The sequence below is a fragment of the Spirosoma horti genome (genome assembly GCF_054776595.1).
This window is the reverse complement of sequence record NZ_BAAHBQ010000010.1, coordinates 110,074-127,132: the sequence shown is the minus strand read 5'-3', so window position 1 is coordinate 127,132 and position 17,059 is coordinate 110,074. Positions and strand designations below refer to the sequence as shown.

The 17,059-nt window shown below is 47.9% G+C and carries 20 protein-coding genes; 6 read left to right on the top strand and 14 right to left on the bottom strand.

Going from position 1 to position 17,059, the window contains the following annotated elements; translation table 11 throughout:
* Window positions 1-411 precede the first annotated feature (411 nt).
* The 3 genes from ACYVAM_RS27590 to ACYVAM_RS27580 are packed head-to-tail and all read left to right on the top strand — an operon-like array spanning window position 412 to window position 3,826.
* Window positions 412-1,053: a hypothetical protein gene (locus ACYVAM_RS27590; RefSeq protein WP_461073143.1), complete on the top strand. Its 642-nt coding sequence runs from the start codon at window positions 412-414 to the stop codon at window positions 1,051-1,053.
* Window positions 1,054-1,058: 5 nt separating this feature from the next.
* Window positions 1,059-3,071 carry a heavy metal translocating P-type ATPase gene (locus ACYVAM_RS27585; RefSeq protein ID WP_461073141.1) on the top strand — a complete coding sequence of 671 codons (2,013 nt, stop codon included), beginning with the start codon at window positions 1,059-1,061 and terminating at the stop codon, window positions 3,069-3,071.
* Window positions 3,072-3,112: 41 nt separating this feature from the next.
* Window positions 3,113-3,826 (top strand): DUF4198 domain-containing protein, encoded by a 714-nt coding sequence (locus ACYVAM_RS27580; RefSeq protein WP_461073139.1) that lies wholly within the window; start codon window positions 3,113-3,115, stop codon window positions 3,824-3,826.
* 125 nt (window positions 3,827-3,951) lie between these two features.
* Here the strand turns inward: ACYVAM_RS27580 and ACYVAM_RS27575 are convergent, their stop codons facing one another.
* The 6 genes from ACYVAM_RS27575 to ACYVAM_RS27550 form a co-directional block, all read right to left on the bottom strand.
* Window positions 3,952-4,173, bottom strand: a complete 222-nt coding sequence (locus ACYVAM_RS27575) for a hypothetical protein (protein ID WP_297369250.1) — start codon at window positions 4,171-4,173, stop codon at window positions 3,952-3,954.
* Between the two features lie 92 nt (window positions 4,174-4,265).
* Window positions 4,266-4,637 carry a hypothetical protein gene (locus ACYVAM_RS27570; protein ID WP_297369252.1) on the bottom strand — a complete coding sequence of 124 codons (372 nt, stop codon included), beginning with the start codon at window positions 4,635-4,637 and terminating at the stop codon, window positions 4,266-4,268.
* Between the two features lie 183 nt (window positions 4,638-4,820).
* The gene (locus ACYVAM_RS27565) at window positions 4,821-6,161 is read right to left on the bottom strand and encodes a hypothetical protein (protein ID WP_461073136.1); all 1,341 of its coding nucleotides are present in this window, start codon (window positions 6,159-6,161) and stop codon (window positions 4,821-4,823) included.
* Window positions 6,161-6,634, bottom strand: a complete 474-nt coding sequence (locus ACYVAM_RS27560) for a QcrA and Rieske domain-containing protein (protein WP_461073134.1) — start codon at window positions 6,632-6,634, stop codon at window positions 6,161-6,163. The genes ACYVAM_RS27565 and ACYVAM_RS27560 overlap by 1 nt, the downstream gene beginning before the upstream one ends.
* 34 nt (window positions 6,635-6,668) lie before the next feature.
* On the bottom strand, window positions 6,669-7,892 hold the full coding sequence (locus ACYVAM_RS27555; protein ID WP_461073132.1) for a di-heme oxidoredictase family protein: 1,224 nt from the start codon (window positions 7,890-7,892) through the stop codon (window positions 6,669-6,671).
* A 96-nt stretch (window positions 7,893-7,988) separates the two neighbouring features.
* Window positions 7,989-8,375: a hypothetical protein gene (locus tag ACYVAM_RS27550; RefSeq protein WP_461073130.1), complete on the bottom strand. Its 387-nt coding sequence runs from the start codon at window positions 8,373-8,375 to the stop codon at window positions 7,989-7,991.
* A gap of 115 nt (window positions 8,376-8,490) precedes the next feature.
* Between ACYVAM_RS27550 and ACYVAM_RS27545 the strand changes: the two genes are divergently transcribed.
* Both ACYVAM_RS27545 and ACYVAM_RS27540 read left to right on the top strand, forming a co-directional pair.
* Window positions 8,491-9,096: a YceI family protein gene (locus ACYVAM_RS27545; protein ID WP_461073128.1), complete on the top strand. Its 606-nt coding sequence runs from the start codon at window positions 8,491-8,493 to the stop codon at window positions 9,094-9,096.
* 986 nt (window positions 9,097-10,082) lie between these two features.
* Entirely contained in the window at window positions 10,083-11,417 is a 1,335-nt protein-coding gene (locus ACYVAM_RS27540; RefSeq protein WP_461073126.1) for a hypothetical protein, read from the top strand.
* A gap of 109 nt (window positions 11,418-11,526) precedes the next feature.
* Here ACYVAM_RS27540 and ACYVAM_RS27535 read toward each other — a convergent pair whose 3' ends face one another.
* The 6 genes from ACYVAM_RS27535 to ACYVAM_RS27510 all read right to left on the bottom strand — a co-directional run bounded on the left by ACYVAM_RS27535 (window position 11,527) and on the right by ACYVAM_RS27510 (window position 15,190).
* Window positions 11,527-12,159 (bottom strand): hypothetical protein, encoded by a 633-nt coding sequence (locus ACYVAM_RS27535; protein ID WP_461073124.1) that lies wholly within the window; start codon window positions 12,157-12,159, stop codon window positions 11,527-11,529.
* Between the two features lie 335 nt (window positions 12,160-12,494).
* The gene (locus ACYVAM_RS27530; RefSeq protein WP_461073122.1) at window positions 12,495-12,686 is read right to left on the bottom strand and encodes a hypothetical protein; all 192 of its coding nucleotides are present in this window, start codon (window positions 12,684-12,686) and stop codon (window positions 12,495-12,497) included.
* Between the two features lie 283 nt (window positions 12,687-12,969).
* Window positions 12,970-13,149, bottom strand: a complete 180-nt coding sequence (locus ACYVAM_RS27525) for a hypothetical protein (protein ID WP_461073120.1) — start codon at window positions 13,147-13,149, stop codon at window positions 12,970-12,972.
* An 81-nt stretch (window positions 13,150-13,230) separates the two neighbouring features.
* Window positions 13,231-13,434 (bottom strand): hypothetical protein, encoded by a 204-nt coding sequence (locus ACYVAM_RS27520; RefSeq protein WP_461073118.1) that lies wholly within the window; start codon window positions 13,432-13,434, stop codon window positions 13,231-13,233.
* Between the two features lie 18 nt (window positions 13,435-13,452).
* On the bottom strand, window positions 13,453-14,736 hold the full coding sequence (locus ACYVAM_RS27515) for a Y-family DNA polymerase (protein ID WP_461073116.1): 1,284 nt from the start codon (window positions 14,734-14,736) through the stop codon (window positions 13,453-13,455).
* Window positions 14,711-15,190, bottom strand: a complete 480-nt coding sequence (locus ACYVAM_RS27510; protein WP_461073114.1) for a LexA family protein — start codon at window positions 15,188-15,190, stop codon at window positions 14,711-14,713. Before ACYVAM_RS27510 ends, ACYVAM_RS27515 begins: the two co-directional genes overlap by 26 nt.
* A gap of 113 nt (window positions 15,191-15,303) precedes the next feature.
* On the opposite strand from ACYVAM_RS27510, the gene ACYVAM_RS27505 reads away from it, so the two are divergent.
* The gene (locus ACYVAM_RS27505; RefSeq protein ID WP_461073112.1) at window positions 15,304-15,603 is read left to right on the top strand and encodes a hypothetical protein; all 300 of its coding nucleotides are present in this window, start codon (window positions 15,304-15,306) and stop codon (window positions 15,601-15,603) included.
* A 99-nt stretch (window positions 15,604-15,702) separates the two neighbouring features.
* Here ACYVAM_RS27505 and ACYVAM_RS27500 read toward each other — a convergent pair whose 3' ends face one another.
* Both ACYVAM_RS27500 and ACYVAM_RS27495 read right to left on the bottom strand, forming a co-directional pair.
* Entirely contained in the window at window positions 15,703-16,014 is a 312-nt protein-coding gene (locus ACYVAM_RS27500; protein ID WP_461073110.1) for a hypothetical protein, read from the bottom strand.
* 100 nt (window positions 16,015-16,114) lie between these two features.
* Window positions 16,115-16,843, bottom strand: coding sequence for a hypothetical protein (locus tag ACYVAM_RS27495; protein WP_461073108.1), 729 nt, complete (start codon window positions 16,841-16,843; stop codon window positions 16,115-16,117).
* Between the last annotated feature and the right edge of the window lie 216 nt (window positions 16,844-17,059).

Here is a 17,059-nt window from a genome sequence, read left to right as displayed (position 1 = left end):
CTTTGTGGTAGCTCATTTGAGCACTTGCGAAGACTACCCCATGCAAGGATTGCCAGTTATAACAACGTGTCCTTATGATCGACGATCAAATTCAGTAAATTAATTTTTTTGGTCCGTTACCACGATTAAACTACAGCCCATAATGGTTCATACAATTCGTACGCTACAAGCTATTTTTGGCTTAGCTATTCTAGTCATTTTCTTGGGCTGGTGTCTCTGGCGTTTAACTGGTTGGACTGGCCTGATTAGCCTTAAGCAAAAGAAGCATAAACAAGTAAAAGAGCCCCTGAATGACTCGATTGGAAACCGTCAGAAAACAGCACCAGTCAATATATCCAAAAAAGCCTATTATAGTGCGAAACGGAATAAGTGAGCTGTCAGTCGCTCGAAATAAACCGACCTTACTCAATAATGAATGATCTACTTGTAGGAAGTCTAACGCTTAGTTTGTTACACGCGTTGATTCCCAGTCACTGGTTGCCCTTTGTGACCATCGGTAAAGCCGAACATTGGAGTGGGCGGCAGACCCTGTTCGTGGCAGCTCTGGCGGGACTCGCCCACACGCTCAGCACCACGTTGCTGGGTGTACTGGTCAGTCTGGCCGGTTGGCAGCTGGCGGCAAACTACCATGATCTCTCGGAGCGGGCCATTCCGTTGTTGCTGCTAGCCCTAGGGCTATGGTATCTGATGCAGCATCTGCGACATCGCCACGTTCATGACCATATTGATGCGGGAGCAACCGTGCGACGGTCCGACCGCAAAGCTCGTTCGTTTGGCATGTTACTCCTATCACTGGGTGTCGCCATGTTCCTGTCTCCCTGTCTGGAAATCGAAACGTATTTTCTGAGTGCAGGGGCTAAGGGCTGGCAAGCCGTCCTACTGGTTGCCCTGATCTACAATGTGATTACCTTATCCGGGATGCTGTTGATGGTGAGCATTGGACGAAGGGGACTAAGCCGGATAAATTCACATTGGTTCGAACATAACGAAAATCTACTTACTGGCCTGACACTGGTCGGGCTGGCGGTTATAAACTTTTTTATTGAATTCTAACAACTATGGCAGACGATCATACTCATAATCACGACGATCACGACGATCATGACCACGACGACGATGTGGATCTGATTGAGGAGGGAACAACCCCGGCAGCGGATGCCGCTCCGGCAAAAAAAGGGCCGGATCAAACCTGGCGAACGTATGCGCCGGTCATCAGTAGCCTGGTTCTTTTAGTAGGTGGTATTGCGCTGGATCATTTCGCTAAAACCGGCTCGTCCTTCCAGTGGTTCAAAGACCCCATTCGGTTTATCTGGTATGTTATTGCGTATTTACCCGTTGGGTGGCCCGTGCTGAAGCGGGCCTGGAAAGGAATTGTGAGTGGAAATGTATTCACCGAATTCTTTTTAATGGGCGTCGCAACGCTAGGCGCTTTTGGTATTCGCGAATATCCGGAAGGCGTTGCCGTCATGTTATTTTATACAATCGGTGAGTTATTTCAGGATGCCGCTGTACTCCGGGCACGCCGTTCGATTAAGGCGCTGCTGGATGTGCGACCCGATGAGGTGACGGTAGTGCGAAATGGACAAGCCCAAACGGTGAAAGCGGCTTCAGTGGCCATAGGGGATGTCGTGCAGGTGAAGCCCGGCGAAAAAGTCGGTTTAGATGGCACCATGCGTTCCGATAGTGGCTCGTTTGACACAGCCGCTTTGACGGGCGAAAGCGTTCCCCGAACCATTCAGAAGGGAGAAGCGATCCTCGCCGGGATGATTAATCGACAGTCCCTGGTCGAAATGGATGTGACCACGCTCTATCAAGACTCCAAGCTGTCCCGAATTCTTAAACTCGTGCAGCAAGCTACCGGGCGCAAAGCCCAAACGCAGGAGTTTATTGCCAAGTTTGCTAAAATCTACACGCCAGCCATCTGCGGCTTAGCACTGCTGATTACGTTCATCCCGTATTTTTTTGTGGCCGATTATCAATTTCGCGACTGGCTCTATCGGGGACTTGTCTTCCTGGTCATCGGTTGTCCCTGTGCCTTGGTGATTTCCATTCCGCTCGGTTATTTTGGTGGTATCGGGGCTGGTTCCAAGCAGGGGATTTTGTTCAAAGGCTCGGTATTTTTGGATTTGATGACGCAGCTAAAGGTTGTCGTCATGGACAAAACAGGAACGCTGACGAAGGGGGTCTTCAAGGTGCAGGAAGTAAAGCCGGTTGGCATTGATGAAAAAGAATTAGCCCGGCTGACGGCCGCTTTAGAAAGCAAATCAACGCACCCTGTGGCAACAGCCATCATTGAGTATGCTGGTAAAGGGTATGAATCCGTTTCCGTTGAAGGCGTCGAAGAAATTGCCGGACATGGACTGAAAGGCCGTGTGGATGGAAAAGAGATGCTGGCAGGAAATGCCAAACTGCTCCAGAAGTTCAATGTTTCTTTTGATCAAGCACTGACTCAGATCCCTTTCACGGTTGTCATGACCGCTATTAATGGGAAATTCTCGGGATACTTCACCATTGCTGATGAGGTAAAGTCGGATGCAGCTGAAGCCGTGAAAAGGCTAAAACAGGATGGTATTCGTACGGTCATGCTATCGGGTGATAAATCAGCGGTTGTTGAGGCTGTTGCCAAACAGGTCGGCGTAGACGAGTGGCACGGTGATTTGTTGCCTGAAGATAAAGTTCGGGAGGTCGAGCGGTTAAAAAGCGAACAGGCCACTAACCCTAAAGCGAAGCTGGCCTTCGTCGGCGATGGGGTAAATGACGCACCGGTAGTGGCGCTCGCCGATGTCGGTATGGCGATGGGTGGTTTAGGATCGGATGCCACGATTGAAACGGCGGATGTCATTATTCAAAATGACGAACCCGCCAAGATTGCTACGGCGGTTGAGATTGGGCGGGCCACCCGCCGAATCGTCTGGCAGAACATTACGCTCTCGCTAGTGGTCAAAGCCATAGTCCTGGTCCTGGGCGCGGGTGGCCTGGCCACCATGTGGGAAGCCGTTTTTGCCGATGTGGGCGTAGCGATGCTGGCCATCCTGAACGCCGTACGGGTGCAGAATCTCAAATTTAAGTAAGCAACAAGATTTGTCCATTTAACGCCTGTTCCGTCTGAATTATGAAGAAAATCATCATTGCTCTATTGTGTCTGTTTCCATTGCTAACCGAGGCCCACAGTTATTGGCTCGAATTGAAAGGTTCGGGTAAGGTCGGCGAACCAGTAACGGTACAATGCTACTTCGGCGAACTGGAAAACGGTCTGCGCGAAAAAGCCGATAAACTGGCGGGCATCAAGGCCTTTACAGCCTCGGTGCTGCTGCCCGATGGCTCGATTCAGCCGCTCACGTTATCACCCGCCGAGAACTGCTATCAGGCGCAGTTTACACCCAGCCAGGCCGGTACGTACCAGGTGCTATTGGTCAACGATACCCGTGCCGTGCAGGACTGGACCAGTCACAAACTGGGCATTGTGCGGCCCCGCGAGTATTTGCGGGCCATCTGTCAGGTGGGTGAGGGAAGCCTGTTTGCCAAACCCGTTCATTATCTAGACGTAACGCCCGAAACGGGATTCGCACTGGGCAAACCGGCTACCTTACTGGTTACCAAAGACGGTGCCGCCTATGCCAACGCCCCCCTCAAGCTGACCACTCCCGATGGTAAGCAGATCAAACAAACTGCTGATGCCAACGGTCGGTTAACGCTAACGCCGACTGGAGCGGGGCAGTACGTGGTGGATGTGGACTTTATGGACAAAACGCCCGGACAATATCAGGACAAAAACTACCAGGCTGTGCGGAATAAAATAGCCCTAACGCTGGTTCTGGCTCCCTGAGCTTGATTGGTTGCGTTTGCTCACCCGAATGAATGCTTGATAACAGCTACGTAGGTAAATAAAAAAGCTTCCCCAGAGACAGCCAAAGCCAGACTCCGGGGAAGCTTTCGTTACTAACTACCTAATTAGGCAACCGGATCACTGTGTCCTGCGTCGTGCCGTTCAGCGTGATGCTCAGCCGCAGCCAGCGCATGCTGATCCGCTAAATTATGGTGGCCATAGGCCACATACGCTTCGTGAGCTTCCTGCTCATGATTGCCAGCTTCATGGAGTTGCTGCGCTTTTTCATGGTATTCAGCTGCTTTACGGAAATGATAAGCGGCTTCTTTGTGATGTTCGTGTGCCATAATCTAGACGTTGTTACCTGGTTTTGTCTACGACCTAACTGTCCTACTCTACTGTATGTTCGAGGTAGATTGGGTGTAATCGAAAAAGAAAATTACTGATTGCCTTTCACCTTAGATCGGCCAGTGTTTGCGATCAGCATCCGGTCACCGATCAAATCCGCTAAATGAACGGAGTCAGCCTGTTTCCAGGTGGAAATCAATTCGCCAGCGTGATTATACAGAAAAAATCCCTGGCCCTTTCTATCCTGTCCAAACAGGTGCACGATGAACACTTCTTGCCCCCAATAATGCGCTTGATGGACTTCCCACGTATGCTGAGCCGTTGGAAAAACGCCTATCTCCTGGATCATTCGGTTCAGCCAGCGCAGTTTACGGGTAGGCTGGTCGCACCAGTGCCGATGAGTCAACGGCCTTATCGATTGGCAGGACAACAGGCCCAGCGTGAGACAAAACAAAAACTTCATATGAAAACGGTTTAGGAATAGTCATAGCCTCTTGTAGGTGATCAGAATTTCATAACGACCATGGCAGCCCTAAAGGCGGCAAACGTTGTATAAGCAGCCGCCCGATGGTACGGTATAAGATCGGGGCTTTGTGTTTCATAGAAAATAAACCCCAACGGCTAGCAGCCATTGGGGTGAGTAATGTTAGAAGTAGGTCGAAAAACCAAACTGAAACCCGGCTGTGCGGGCGGGGGGATTGCCCAGTAAATCGGTTTGCCAGTGGTAGCGGTAGTTACCCCGAATCACCGTCGTAGGCGAAGGCCGGAAGCTCAGCCCCGGCACTATAGCCCATAGATCATCCCGCAGCGGATCACCCGTTTCAGCGAATGTACCCACGTTGTAATCAACCCGCTCCACGCGCAGAGCCGCGTTGACAACGGCTTTTTTCCAGCCAAACATGGTCTTCTTCACCAACGGATGCACGATGTCAATCCAGCCGCCCTGCTGCATCCGGCCAAATTGCTGGGTGTAGGTGGTGGGGACGTTGATGCTGGCCCACACGAATTCGCTGTTGATAAATGTACCCGTAGGCAGGGTTGTGTTGAAATCCAGTGCCCACACATCCACCCGCCGACGTTGATCGAGTACCAGCCCATCAATCTGGAATTTATTGTACACCCCTCCCATCCACGACAGGCCGATTTCGCCCCATTTGCGTCGTTTGAAGGCCGTTTTGAGGGTAACTAACGGCACTCCATTGAAGCTCTCATCGAAGCGGTCGCGGTTGGCTTTGGTGGCGGGCAGGAACGTGCGGTTCTGGCCGTTGGCAATGATCTGATCATCGAAGCCATTGGTCAGGTACGCTTCGTACGCCAATACCCAGTTGGCGGTGTATTTCTTGCCATATAAGCCAAAGCCCACATTGCTCCAGGTGGAGGGAATAATCGTCACCGACGAAATGGGCCGGTCGATAAACTCCCACTTAGGGCCATCGTGGTTCTGGTTGAAGGAACCAATCGGATTCATGATGATGCCCCCGCGCAGGTTCAGCAACGGAGTCAATTCGATGTCCATGGCGGCAAACTCGATGTTGATTTCCTTTGTCCCGTCCTCGAACTCGATCTCGGAGAGAAACTTGATCCGCCGGTTGATGCTCGATGCCAGGAAGATGGTCATCCGGCGGGCCTGAAACGAAAGGCCATCCGTCTTGCCATTGGTTTGTATATACTGGGTGTTGGCTTCCAGATAGCCCCCAATCGACACGGGGGCCTTCGTTGACGTAAGAAAAGGCCGGTCATACGTAGCATCCATATTAATCTTGAGGGCTCCCTTCTCCTGTTTACCTTTGCGAAGCGTCGAATCCCGGTAAAACAAGTCGGCAAATGCTTTGGGCATGGGGGTCGAATCAGTGGGTATCGGCTTGGTCACGGTCACCGCCGTAGCCGCCGTAACCGAGGTTGAAACGGGTCGGGCCGCGTCAGGCTGGGCATAAGCCGCCACGTGTATCAGTGCAGACCCAATCAAAAAATAAAGTGTTCTCATCATCAGGCAATATTGATGTAGATGTACTGTTCGTCGGTTGTCACAGTGTATCGCTTCAGGCTATCCTCGGCGGGGCCTTCCGTTACCCGCCCATCGGTGTCGTATTCGCTGCCGTGGGCCGGGCACGACAGGTAGCCGTCGTGCGCGTTGAGGTCATTGCCCTGATGGGTGCATTGCATCAGTACCGCCGTGAAGTTGTCGCCCCCAACCCGGCGCAGATAAATCGGGTGGGTCTGATTCTTCATTTCGACCACCATAAACGGGCGTTGCCGTTTGCCGTTGGGATCAAGGTCAAATTCTTTCTTGCTGATCTGAATCGCCCAGCCTTTGATGCGCGGAGCCTGGGCGTAATAGACGCTCGCACAGCTCGTCAGGGCGGCCGTCAGCACGGATGTACTCAGGCAGGCCATACCGCAGGTTTTCAGGACCGCCTGCCGCAGGAAGTCCTGTCGGTTTAATTTTACTTCTTTTTTCATAAGAGAAAGGCTCGGACTGGCGAGCCAGGTGAGGTTAGAGAGTGTCTAAGAAACGAAGCAGCTTACCGCGTTCGGCTTCAGCCAGTTTGGCGTACTTTTCCACGCTGCGGCTGGCTTCCCCGCCGTGCAGCCGGATGGCCTCGTCTACGGAGTGGGCGCGACCATCGTGGAGCAGGAATACCCGCCCCCCCTGGGAATTTTGTGACAGGCCCAGGCCCCACAGGGCGGGTGTCTTCCATTCGGCGGTTTTAGCTATCCCTTCGGTGTAGCCGTCGTCAAGGCCCGCGCCCATATCGTGCAGCAGCAGGTCGGTGTAGGGTGAGAAAGTCCGGTTGGCCAGCACGGCTACATCCGATTGCCCTGTTTTCCAGTCGGGCGTGTGGCATTTGCCGCAATCCAGGTTAATAAACAGTTGCTTACCCGCCACTACCATTGGGTCGGCGGGGGTACGTTGCAGGGGCACTTTTAATGTTCGCAGGTAAAATACCACCGCATTGACCTTTGCCGACGATACCTCCGGGTCATCTACGCCGTCACCAGCCTGCCCGGATACATTGTAATTGATCGGATCTTCGGAATCAAACTCGGAGGTAATGCCCATATCCTGCTTGTAGGCATTGACGGTCTGATGCAACAGGTCTATTGCTGCCGCCTTCTTGCCGAACCGCCCAACGTACCTGTCGTTTTGTTCTTTATGGAACCACTGCGGTTTGAAGTAATGGGGAGCATGAATCCAGTTGGGTACGCCCGAAATACCGTCCCCGTCCCGGTCGGTCGGGTCGGCATTTGCCAGAATCTGCTCGTCGGAAAGGGCGGCCAGCAGGCCCAGTCCTGTATTGGCGGGTGGGGTAAACTTAGAGAAGACCGCACCCGCAGGTAGTAATTCGGCGGTATGGCCCGGAATGGCCCGGGTTTGCAGTTGGGGGCCACCCTGCCCCATAAACCGATTACCCGTATCATCGTGCTGTCCAAAGCGGGTGAGGGTGGTGAAGGGCGTTCCTTTCCCATCACCGGCATGGCAGGAGCCGCAGGAGCTGGCAACGAAAATAGGCCCCAGGCCTGTGGCCGGGGTGAAAATGTCGCGGTTAAAGGCGGCATCACCCAGCGCAAACAGGGCATTCTGTTCCGGGGTTAGCTCGGCAATTGGCCCGTCGAGCAGGGCATCGTCGGCAGGAGCCGCTGGCAATAGCGCTTCGCAGGCCACTGCCACGAGCACAATTACCGAAAGCACTAGATAGAGTAGTGTTATCTTCTTCATCAAAAAGCAGGAAAAAAGTGAATACAGTGGCACCGTACACCCCGGTCGTCATGAACCAGTGGCTACTCAGTGCCAGAACCAGACCGGAAGGGCCTATTATTGCCGGAAAGAGAGCGAGGAGGGGGGGCCGCGCAGCGTGGGCCGGGCCAGGCATACCGTTCGTATCCTACATGTAGGGGCAGCAGGAACGGAACGGATAATAAAGCGCACCAATAGCAGCAGAAAGGCGATCAGTAGCGCAAACGTGGGTACGAACGCTGCGTTGCTGACCGCATCCAGCAGGAGCAATTCGTGGGTCGTGTGCGGGTTAGCCGACAGCGGACAGGATTTGCTAAAGAGGTTGTAGGGGTGTGCGTGGGTAATGATCTGTCCGTTGGCCAGCCGGTGTGCATGGCGGAACAGCACCGAGTTGATTTGCATCAACAGGAGTAAGCCCAGCAGGAGCCGGGCAATCCGTTGCCGTATGGGCGCGTGTGCTAACAAGTTGCTTTTGAAGGCATTCGATGCAATCTACTTAAAATTTGTATAGGTACAATTTCTTATTCATTTCGACGTTAGCGTACATTGCACTATACAGGATGTACCTATCTCTTCTGAAATGAAAATTCTCTATCGACTGGCCGCTATTCTACTCCTCACAGTTGGCACAATGGCCACACGTAGTAAACAAACAACGTACGCAGACACGTATAAAGTAGATGTATCGAAGAGCAGCCTGCACTGGAAAGCCAGAAAGGTAACTGGCGAGCATATGGGTACGGTAAAGCTCGCCGATGGTGCATTGCTATTCGATGATAACAAGCTGACGGGTGGCCAGTTTACCTTCGACATGAACAGCATTGTCTGCACCGATTTGACCGATCCGGAATACAACGCTAAACTGATCGGTCACCTGAAGTCCGACGATTTCTTCTCAACAGGCAAGCACCCGACTTCCTCATTTACGATCACGAAGGTGATGCCGAAGGGAGCCACCACGTACCTGGTAACGGGTACTATGCGTATCAAAGGGATTGCGAATGCTGTAACATTCCCTGTTCGGGTGAAACAAGATGGAGCGACGGTGGAAGCGCAGGGTAAAGTGACGCTCGACCGAACCCAATACGACATTAAGTACGGCTCAACATCTTTCTTTGACGCCCTTGGCGACAAAGCGATCTATGATGATTTTGATATTGAACTGAAACTAATAGCCAACAAGTGAGCCATTTGGTTAGCTTTAAAAAGCTCCTAATACGTCTTCTGGTATAGGTTGCGTAGCCTTTTACTTAGGGACCATTCATAATTATATCCGTACAGGTTCCTCTCCTACTTGACCAACCGTTTCTGTTCAAAAAAGGGTATTTAAATCATTTAATAACGTCATAATTACCTATCAATGAAAGGTTTGCGTTAATACCAACACGGCTAAATCCGTCCAGTCAAACGATGATATTTTTAATCAGGGATCACACCCGTAAGCTTCTAGCTAAGTTGGACAATTATTAAAAAGCTCATCATCTTATAAAAACGCTCCCATCTGAGACGATAGAGCCTTCATGCATCTGCTTCAAGAAATGGGGGTATTAGGCGTTTGGCTCTTGCTAGTATTGCTCTAAATCTGTCTACCATCAAGCTGTGGAAACACCTATCCTAAACTATACACGTTGGCGGCTGGTCGCTATGGCCTTACTTACTGCCCTAGATGTTGTAGCTGATTTTATGTGAGGACAATGATACAGCTACCGTCAGGGCAGAAACGATGTGCTAAAGCAGATACAACAGCGATTAAATGCGGCTCCAGTGTCTGCTCTGATCTAATTCTAAACAGAATAATATTTGACAGTCGCGTGTAAAATTGACGATCTACAGGCGGCGTTAACGCCCGATCTGGTCTCGCTTTTGGCGATAGTGGCCTCCCTAGGGGTGTTGTTCCAAAGATTGTTTTCGCCCAACAAACAAGGCGAGTCAATGCTTATCCATTATGCCGGGTCTACCTGTTTAAATGGGCCATTCTTGGAAACAAGTTTAGCAATCATTTTTACGGACGTAAAAACAACGTCATACGTTTGTTAAGCTTCTACACAACTAGTTTAATGCTTACCTATTCTGATGAAAGCAAATCAATTCCATCTTACTGAAGTAAAATCATGCTTAATTGGGCTTTGTAATGGAGTTTACTTAAAGCTATAAACATAAAAACACAACACAATGACCGTTTATGCATCATTACTAAAATATCAACCAAAAGAGGATGAGCTAAAATCGAAATTCCGTAAATGGCACGTCGAATCCTTATTAAACCAAGCAGTTGATTTGCTCGAAAAATGTTTAGAAGAAGAGAGACAGTACAGGTCTCTTCTTTTTACGTCTCTTCAGTTCCAACTTGACCTGAATTCAGAATTGAATGCTCTAGAATTTGAAGAGAAAAAAATTAGCCAAGACTATTTTAAAAGAGAAAAGATAATTTCTGAAATAGATCGTGCAGGTTTATCTGAAACAGAAGTCAGGCACAAAATTTTGTTAGCCTTCTCCGAGGACCTTAATAGTCGATCCGGGGCACTAGGGTTTACAATCCTAGAACAGAACAGATTGACCCAAGATTTTTTTGATAGGTTTAATGAAGATGTTACTAGGAGAATTAGATCTGAAATATTAGATAAAAAAATTTTGTGGCTGGATGAAGATGAAAAAAATATAATAGATCAAACACAAAAAAGACGTGATTTGTATAAAGAAAAGCTGGATGCTACAAATGAGAAAAGGCCATTTAATCTTTCAAAACCTATTGAACAAATAGCTAAACGTCTACAGAGAAATTACGAAGATGGTTATGCGCGATTGAGCGTTGCCAAAGAAGGTTTAGAGCTAATATATAATTATGACATTATTGACTTACCAAACGTAGAAGAAAATTTAATTTCGGAGTTATTAATATGGAACCGAAACGCTATTGAATGGCTTGCAGCTTATCAACAGAGGGATCAAGGAATAACACGAACTATCTCTATTCGTTCTTTAATAGGTCAAACTGAGTGGGATAAATTAGGGATCAGTTTAGAGACAGGAGAGGCAGAAACCTCTTTCTACATTCCCGCTACTTACTTCAACGGATACGAAAATGTACGTCTACGTGGCATTGGGGCTTCAATAATTGGGGCAGCTGGTTTATATCCTTGGACAATAACAATAAAAGTGCCCGAAAAAGCCATATTTTACAGAAACAATAAAGATATAGTTAGAGAATCAAAACGCAACCAAACTAGACTTATAGACCAATCAAAAATGCCGTTTTGTATGTTAGGCCGAGTTGAAAACAGAATGTCAAAGCATCCTGTTGAAATTTCGGGTATGATTTCTTTAATGAACGCAAGCCCAATTGGTGAACCTAAAATATTGGAGACAGATGAAGGGAAAGATTGGATTATAAAAATCTATAAACCTTCTGTTCCTATTAACACCTCTGCTAGTAAATCAGAAACTTTCACAGGCATTGATGATTTACTTATTCAGCTTAATGTAGTCGGAATTCCTATCACAACATAAATCGGTTTCTCAGCATTATTGCTAGAGAATTTGTTGTACCTTTTGTGTAAGAATATAGAAAAGAAATTACAGAATATTTTATGTTATTAATTCCTTTCGTAGAAAGAAGTTAATAAGGTGGTACTCCCATGTAGTTATCCCATGTTGGGCTTTTTAGTCTAATCCCTCCACTAGTGGCCCAATCATATACTTTATCAGAAAGTACCTCACCATCATGGGTTGCAATATCAAAAAATGCGTAACCTAGACCAGCTGCTACAAACACAAAGCCCGCAGGAGTTGCACCTAAAACTATTCCCGTTTGAGATAAACCTGAACTAATTAATAATGTAGTACTTTTTTGAAAAAGATTTTTATAATTTCCGTTATCATACGCCACTGAAAACGTTACTCCAAGATCAATAAATTTGAACGCTGCTGAAACGCCGTCCAAAACTTTGAAAATTTGTTCTACATTAAACTTTTCAACACTTTGTCCTAATAAAATTAAATTAACTAAATTTGTAAAAATATCCTTATCCTTATCGAAATACCCAGCAGTATCCAACAAAGTATACTTTGTTGGATTAGGTTTTGAATTACTTCCATGACCATGACCATCACGGCCACCCCTAGGGGAAGAAGGGGCTGGAGTAGGCCTAGTAGCTGATACTGTTACTGTTTCAGGTCCTTCTCCAGAATCTGATTCAGAGCTTGTATTTGAGTGATCAGAATTGTCGTTTAAAGCTTGAGCGAGTAGCATCTGTAGAATTATTAAGCTTAATGAATCACTTAATGCTTAAATCTACGCTATAGTAAGTCTATTTTAATTAATATTAAAGCATTTTTACGATTTGTATCGTGACTGATTGAGTTTAAAATATATTAAAAGTTGATGTCTCCTAGAAACGCTCCTACTTGAGACGAACTCAGCTGATAGGGTAGTGAATCAGTAACCCCTTACAAACGGTCGTTTAGAAAATGTAAAACCAGTGAAGCAACCTTGTACGGGCAGACAGGATAATGAAAAAATATATAAATTATCTATTTTAGTTACTTTACAAAAGCGTGTGAGAGGAGGTTGCCTTACAGAACAAACTAATCTGGCCATTTCTCTAAGCCAGCAGCAATGCGTAATGCCCGTTGCACATCTTCCCAATAATAACCGCTGTCATAACCAGTTGACAACCGATCACAGATCGTTAGAAAATCATTGGCGGCATCAAACCGAAATTTTTCAGGAGCTAGTTGCTCGGGTTGAGCCGGGAGTTGATCAGACACGCCTTCCATGCCAGAAATAATAAATTGTAAATAATACGTAAAAAGCCCCACGGGTAAGACCAATGGGGCTGAAATAACGTAACAGATATAAAACGTCCCTCTTAGCCTTTTATTGTGTACCTCGAAACAGGAAAGGCCTTATTTAGCACTTTATTTCTACAGGCTCATTTGCTAACTTGGTTCATTTCATACCGGGGGCATTTATTTTCCTAAGGGGCCGCGTGGCTTGGCCTTCCAGTCGAACGGTCGCCGATGAAGCTGGAACAAAAAGGCCGAATTTGTAACGTTCGATTCAATCAACTGCTAAGGGTGGATTATAGGTACCTGAAACGAGTTCCGTATTACAGGCGTCAATCCCTTCTTTCAATTCCGATATCGCCCGCTTATTTTCCGGTAAATCGGCTAAATCAGTCAAGGCGGTCTGCAAGGCGACCTTCCGGGCCCAAACCTCTTTAATTTGTTCTTGTGTCATGGTCATCTTTATGCGTTTTCTGATTTCTGCATTGATTCCAATCAAGGGTAGCTAGATTACCCGTATTAATTTTGTCAATGGCTAAAGTGATTGTTTATCGGCCAACTTCTTCACATCATCAGGGTTGACGAGTTTTGAGCTCTGGCGTTTGTCCCCATAAGGCTGGACTTTGAGTTTGCCCGATGACATCCACCCAACCACGGTAGCTTTGTACGATTTACGCGTAATGCCATTTTTGAGGGGTGTGACGATCACTCGATCCCCCGGCGCAATGACTCGGTTCATACCAGTATTCCCTTAAATTCACTTTGCCTCCAATATATCGTCCCAACGTGTCGTGGGTCGCTTGCTGAGATACTTCTGTTTCATAGGCCAATCGGGATTGTATTGATGAGAAGCCAACCGCAGCTTATCTTGTCCATAACGCCGGTTCATTTTATCAACAACGGCCGACAGTTTGATTAATTTCTCGTCTGGGCCATCGATAAATACACCTTTTTGCCGGTAATCACCGGGAACAAGATCCGATAGCATAACGCCTACTTTCTGGTAATTGAAGCCAAAGCGAAAAATGGCTTTCAGGCCCGATTCCGCGTATTTGAGTAGTTCGGATGTACTACTGGTGGGATGAGGCAGAACGAGGGTAATGCTGTTACTGTACTGTTTGGCGGGTAGCCCATTGCCGGGCGTTTTTCGGAACCGATCGGTGTGCAGAAACACGGTCACCGCACCGCACAGCGAATCCTGTTTACGCAAATTTTCGCAGCACCGGGCTAAGTGGGTGGTCAGAGCATCAGTTACGTTGGCCAGATCGGGAATCAGCTTGCCGAAGCTGGGAGCCGAACAGATGGTTTTCTTGGTGGGCGGGCTTACGGCCAGTAGCTTGCAGGGAAATCCTCTTAGCTCATGCACCATACGTAAGCCGTTCACCGTCATTAGGCTATTGATCCAATCATCAGGAACGTCCCGAAGTTGGGCGGCCGTCGTAATGCCAAAACTTTTGAGCTTAGCGGCATAGCGACCGCCTACCCCCCACAGGTCTTTTACCGGAAACTCAGTCAAAGCCTCGGCAATAGCTTCCGGTGTATCAAGGACGCATACGCCGTTTAACTCAGGCGTTTTCTTGGCGAGTCGGTTGGCAAGCTTAGCGAGTGTTTTCGTTGGCCCGAAACCCACGCAAACCGGGAGCCTCAGCCACTGATCTACCTTCTCTCGGATAGCGGCTCCCAGGTCCTGATACGTCGGGTAAGCGCCCATATATTCTTCGATCCATAGAAACGCTTCATCAATCGAATACACCTCCACATCGGGCGCAAACTGCGTCAGAATGCTCATAAGTCTTGCCGACGTGTCACCGTAAAGCTCATACGCAGAAGAGAACACAACGATATCATGTTGCTCTCGAAGCTCCTTTGTTTCAAAGAAAGGTTGCCCCATTTTTATCCCCAAGGCCTTGGCTTCATTCGAACGGGCTACCACATTTCCGTCTCTATTACTGAGCACAATAATCGGTTTACCCTCTAGCGTAGGGTCAAAACTGCGGTGGGCTGAGCAGTAAAAATTATTCCCATCCACTAAGGCGTACATACTTGGGCGGTTTAGACACAATGAACGTTACGACACCGAGCACCCGAAACTGATCCTTACCCAGATGAACGTAGATCGGCGGGTAGGTCTCATTGCTGGATTCGAGCATGATCATATGCCCTTTGCGGACGAATCGCTTCACGCAGCATTCCCCGTTGACCCAGGCGACCACGACACTCCCCGAAAAAACCAGCTTCACCGAATCCACGACCAGAATTGAGCCTGGATAGATATAGTCGGGGGTCATGCTCTCCCCTACGGCCTTGACGAAGTACGTGCAATCCGGATGCACCACGCATAGCTCATCCAAACTCAGTTTTTCACGGATGTAATTCTCAGCTGGAGACGGAAATCCAGCCGGAACCAGCGACTCAAAAAACGGTAGTCGTTTACGCCGGGTGGGGTTGACCAGGTAGATATTTTCGGGTGGAATGCGGTCTAAGGTATCAATCATGGGCGGTAGGTGAATAAAGCAACAAACCGCTATATTATACTTTTGTTATATATATTGCAACTATCACACATTCAGCATCCTATTGGCTATCTACTTTTCGTTATAGTATTCCTATGTCAACTGAAGAAATTGCCCTGAATGCCCTGGCCGTTAGGCAGCTGGTTTTTGTGGATACTGTCGTCTTCCCTCAGAATGTTCCACTAATCTTTGTGGAGCTATCGCCGCGTCTGGTTTCTATCCTGCCAGCTGAATACCACGCGCTGCAACTAATGCGGGAAAGCTTTACAGTCGCCAATGTGATAGCCCGCTATGAACGTTATGTCGAGAAACTAAAGCGGCACGAAAAGTATGAAGCCATCGAGGTAGCCGAGGAAATGCTACGAATTGCTACCGTCCAGGCTACTAAGCGGTAAGAGGTATGGCCAATGATGGGTCGCATGGGGGATGAACAGCCGAGTTGCCGTCGGACCGAACTGCGCCGAAGTAGTCGGGAGGAAACCTCCGTGTGTCCATTAATTAAGATGTAGTTGCTTGAGGCCATGGAGTTGTTGATTTAACTCATCGAGTTGGTTGGCCTGCCGTTGAATCATCACCCAGTGCTCTTTGAGGAGTTGTTCCTGCTCTTGTTGCAATTGGATGTGAAATAATCGCTCAGCCTCCAGTCGCTCTAGTTGCTCGGTATAGGCTTTCTTTTCGAGTTGTCGTTCCCGGCGAAGCACCGTATTTCTGGCGGCTACATAAGCCACGATGTTCACCAATAAAAAGGCCACCCACTCCTCTTTGGAGGGCATATGGCTCAGGAAGTAGGTCAAAAACTCGAGCATGGTTAATCCAGCTTGAAAAGGTTGTCAAAACGTACCTTGACGATTGTTTATCAATGACTATGACAACCAGTTATAAATTTTAAACATATTCTTGTTATTCTCAAACCTCTCGAAGATACAGGGTTGTAATACCTTGTCGAAGGTGAATAGGGTAGTTTTTCAGTTCTCGGTCAATTAATTTGTGATCATGGGGCACCGCTTCATTCATGTACTCGGGATCAATGAAGATGATGTTGAGCCGCTCATGTACTTCATGGCCAGCCCGCTCAGTGTGCTTTAGTAAGTGTTCACTGCTAGTAGTGGTTTTCATCGTGGCCAAATCATCAAAATAACGATAGGTGCAATACCAATAGTAATATTTGTGGTGGTAATTGGAAAAACAGGCTTGGTAGACATCGGGTTGCTCCCGGACGGTACGCAACAGTTCGTCCGTTTGCTGGAGTTCTTTGAGTTGACCCACGCTGAGTTGCTGCATTAAAGACATATTCAATAGTTCGTCCCGGTAATTCTTGATGTGCTGCACCACATCGGCGTGGGTGACAGCCCGTTCAATGGAATATTTGTGCTTGTAAAAGAAGGAAAGCGAAATGGCCGGCTTGTCGTAATTGACCAGTTTCAAGTTTTTCAGGGGTTTACCGGGCCGGTTATAGGCTTGATACTGCTTCATATATTGCATGGGAATGAAGTAATATTCCAGATGGGGATCAGCCGGGGGCGGATTGCTAATCTGATTGATTCCCGGAGACAGGGTAATCGCCTGGGATTTGAGGACGGTGCGCAGGCCTTCCAGAGGGGCTTCGTCATTCCGTTTGGCCGGTTTTCTAGGCATTATTACAAGCTTGAATTGTATGTGTTTTATTTACTATAAAAGTAAATAAGTAATTCTTCTTTTGCAAAAACCTTTTTCCCCTTTTACACCAAAATTTTCTTTTTTGATCAGTTATCCTTTTTATCAATACCTTATTTGATTGATTTAGGGGTCTCATAAGTATCACATTTTCAATTGCTTACAAGTCATAATACAAGGTTTAGTCGGCATAACTAC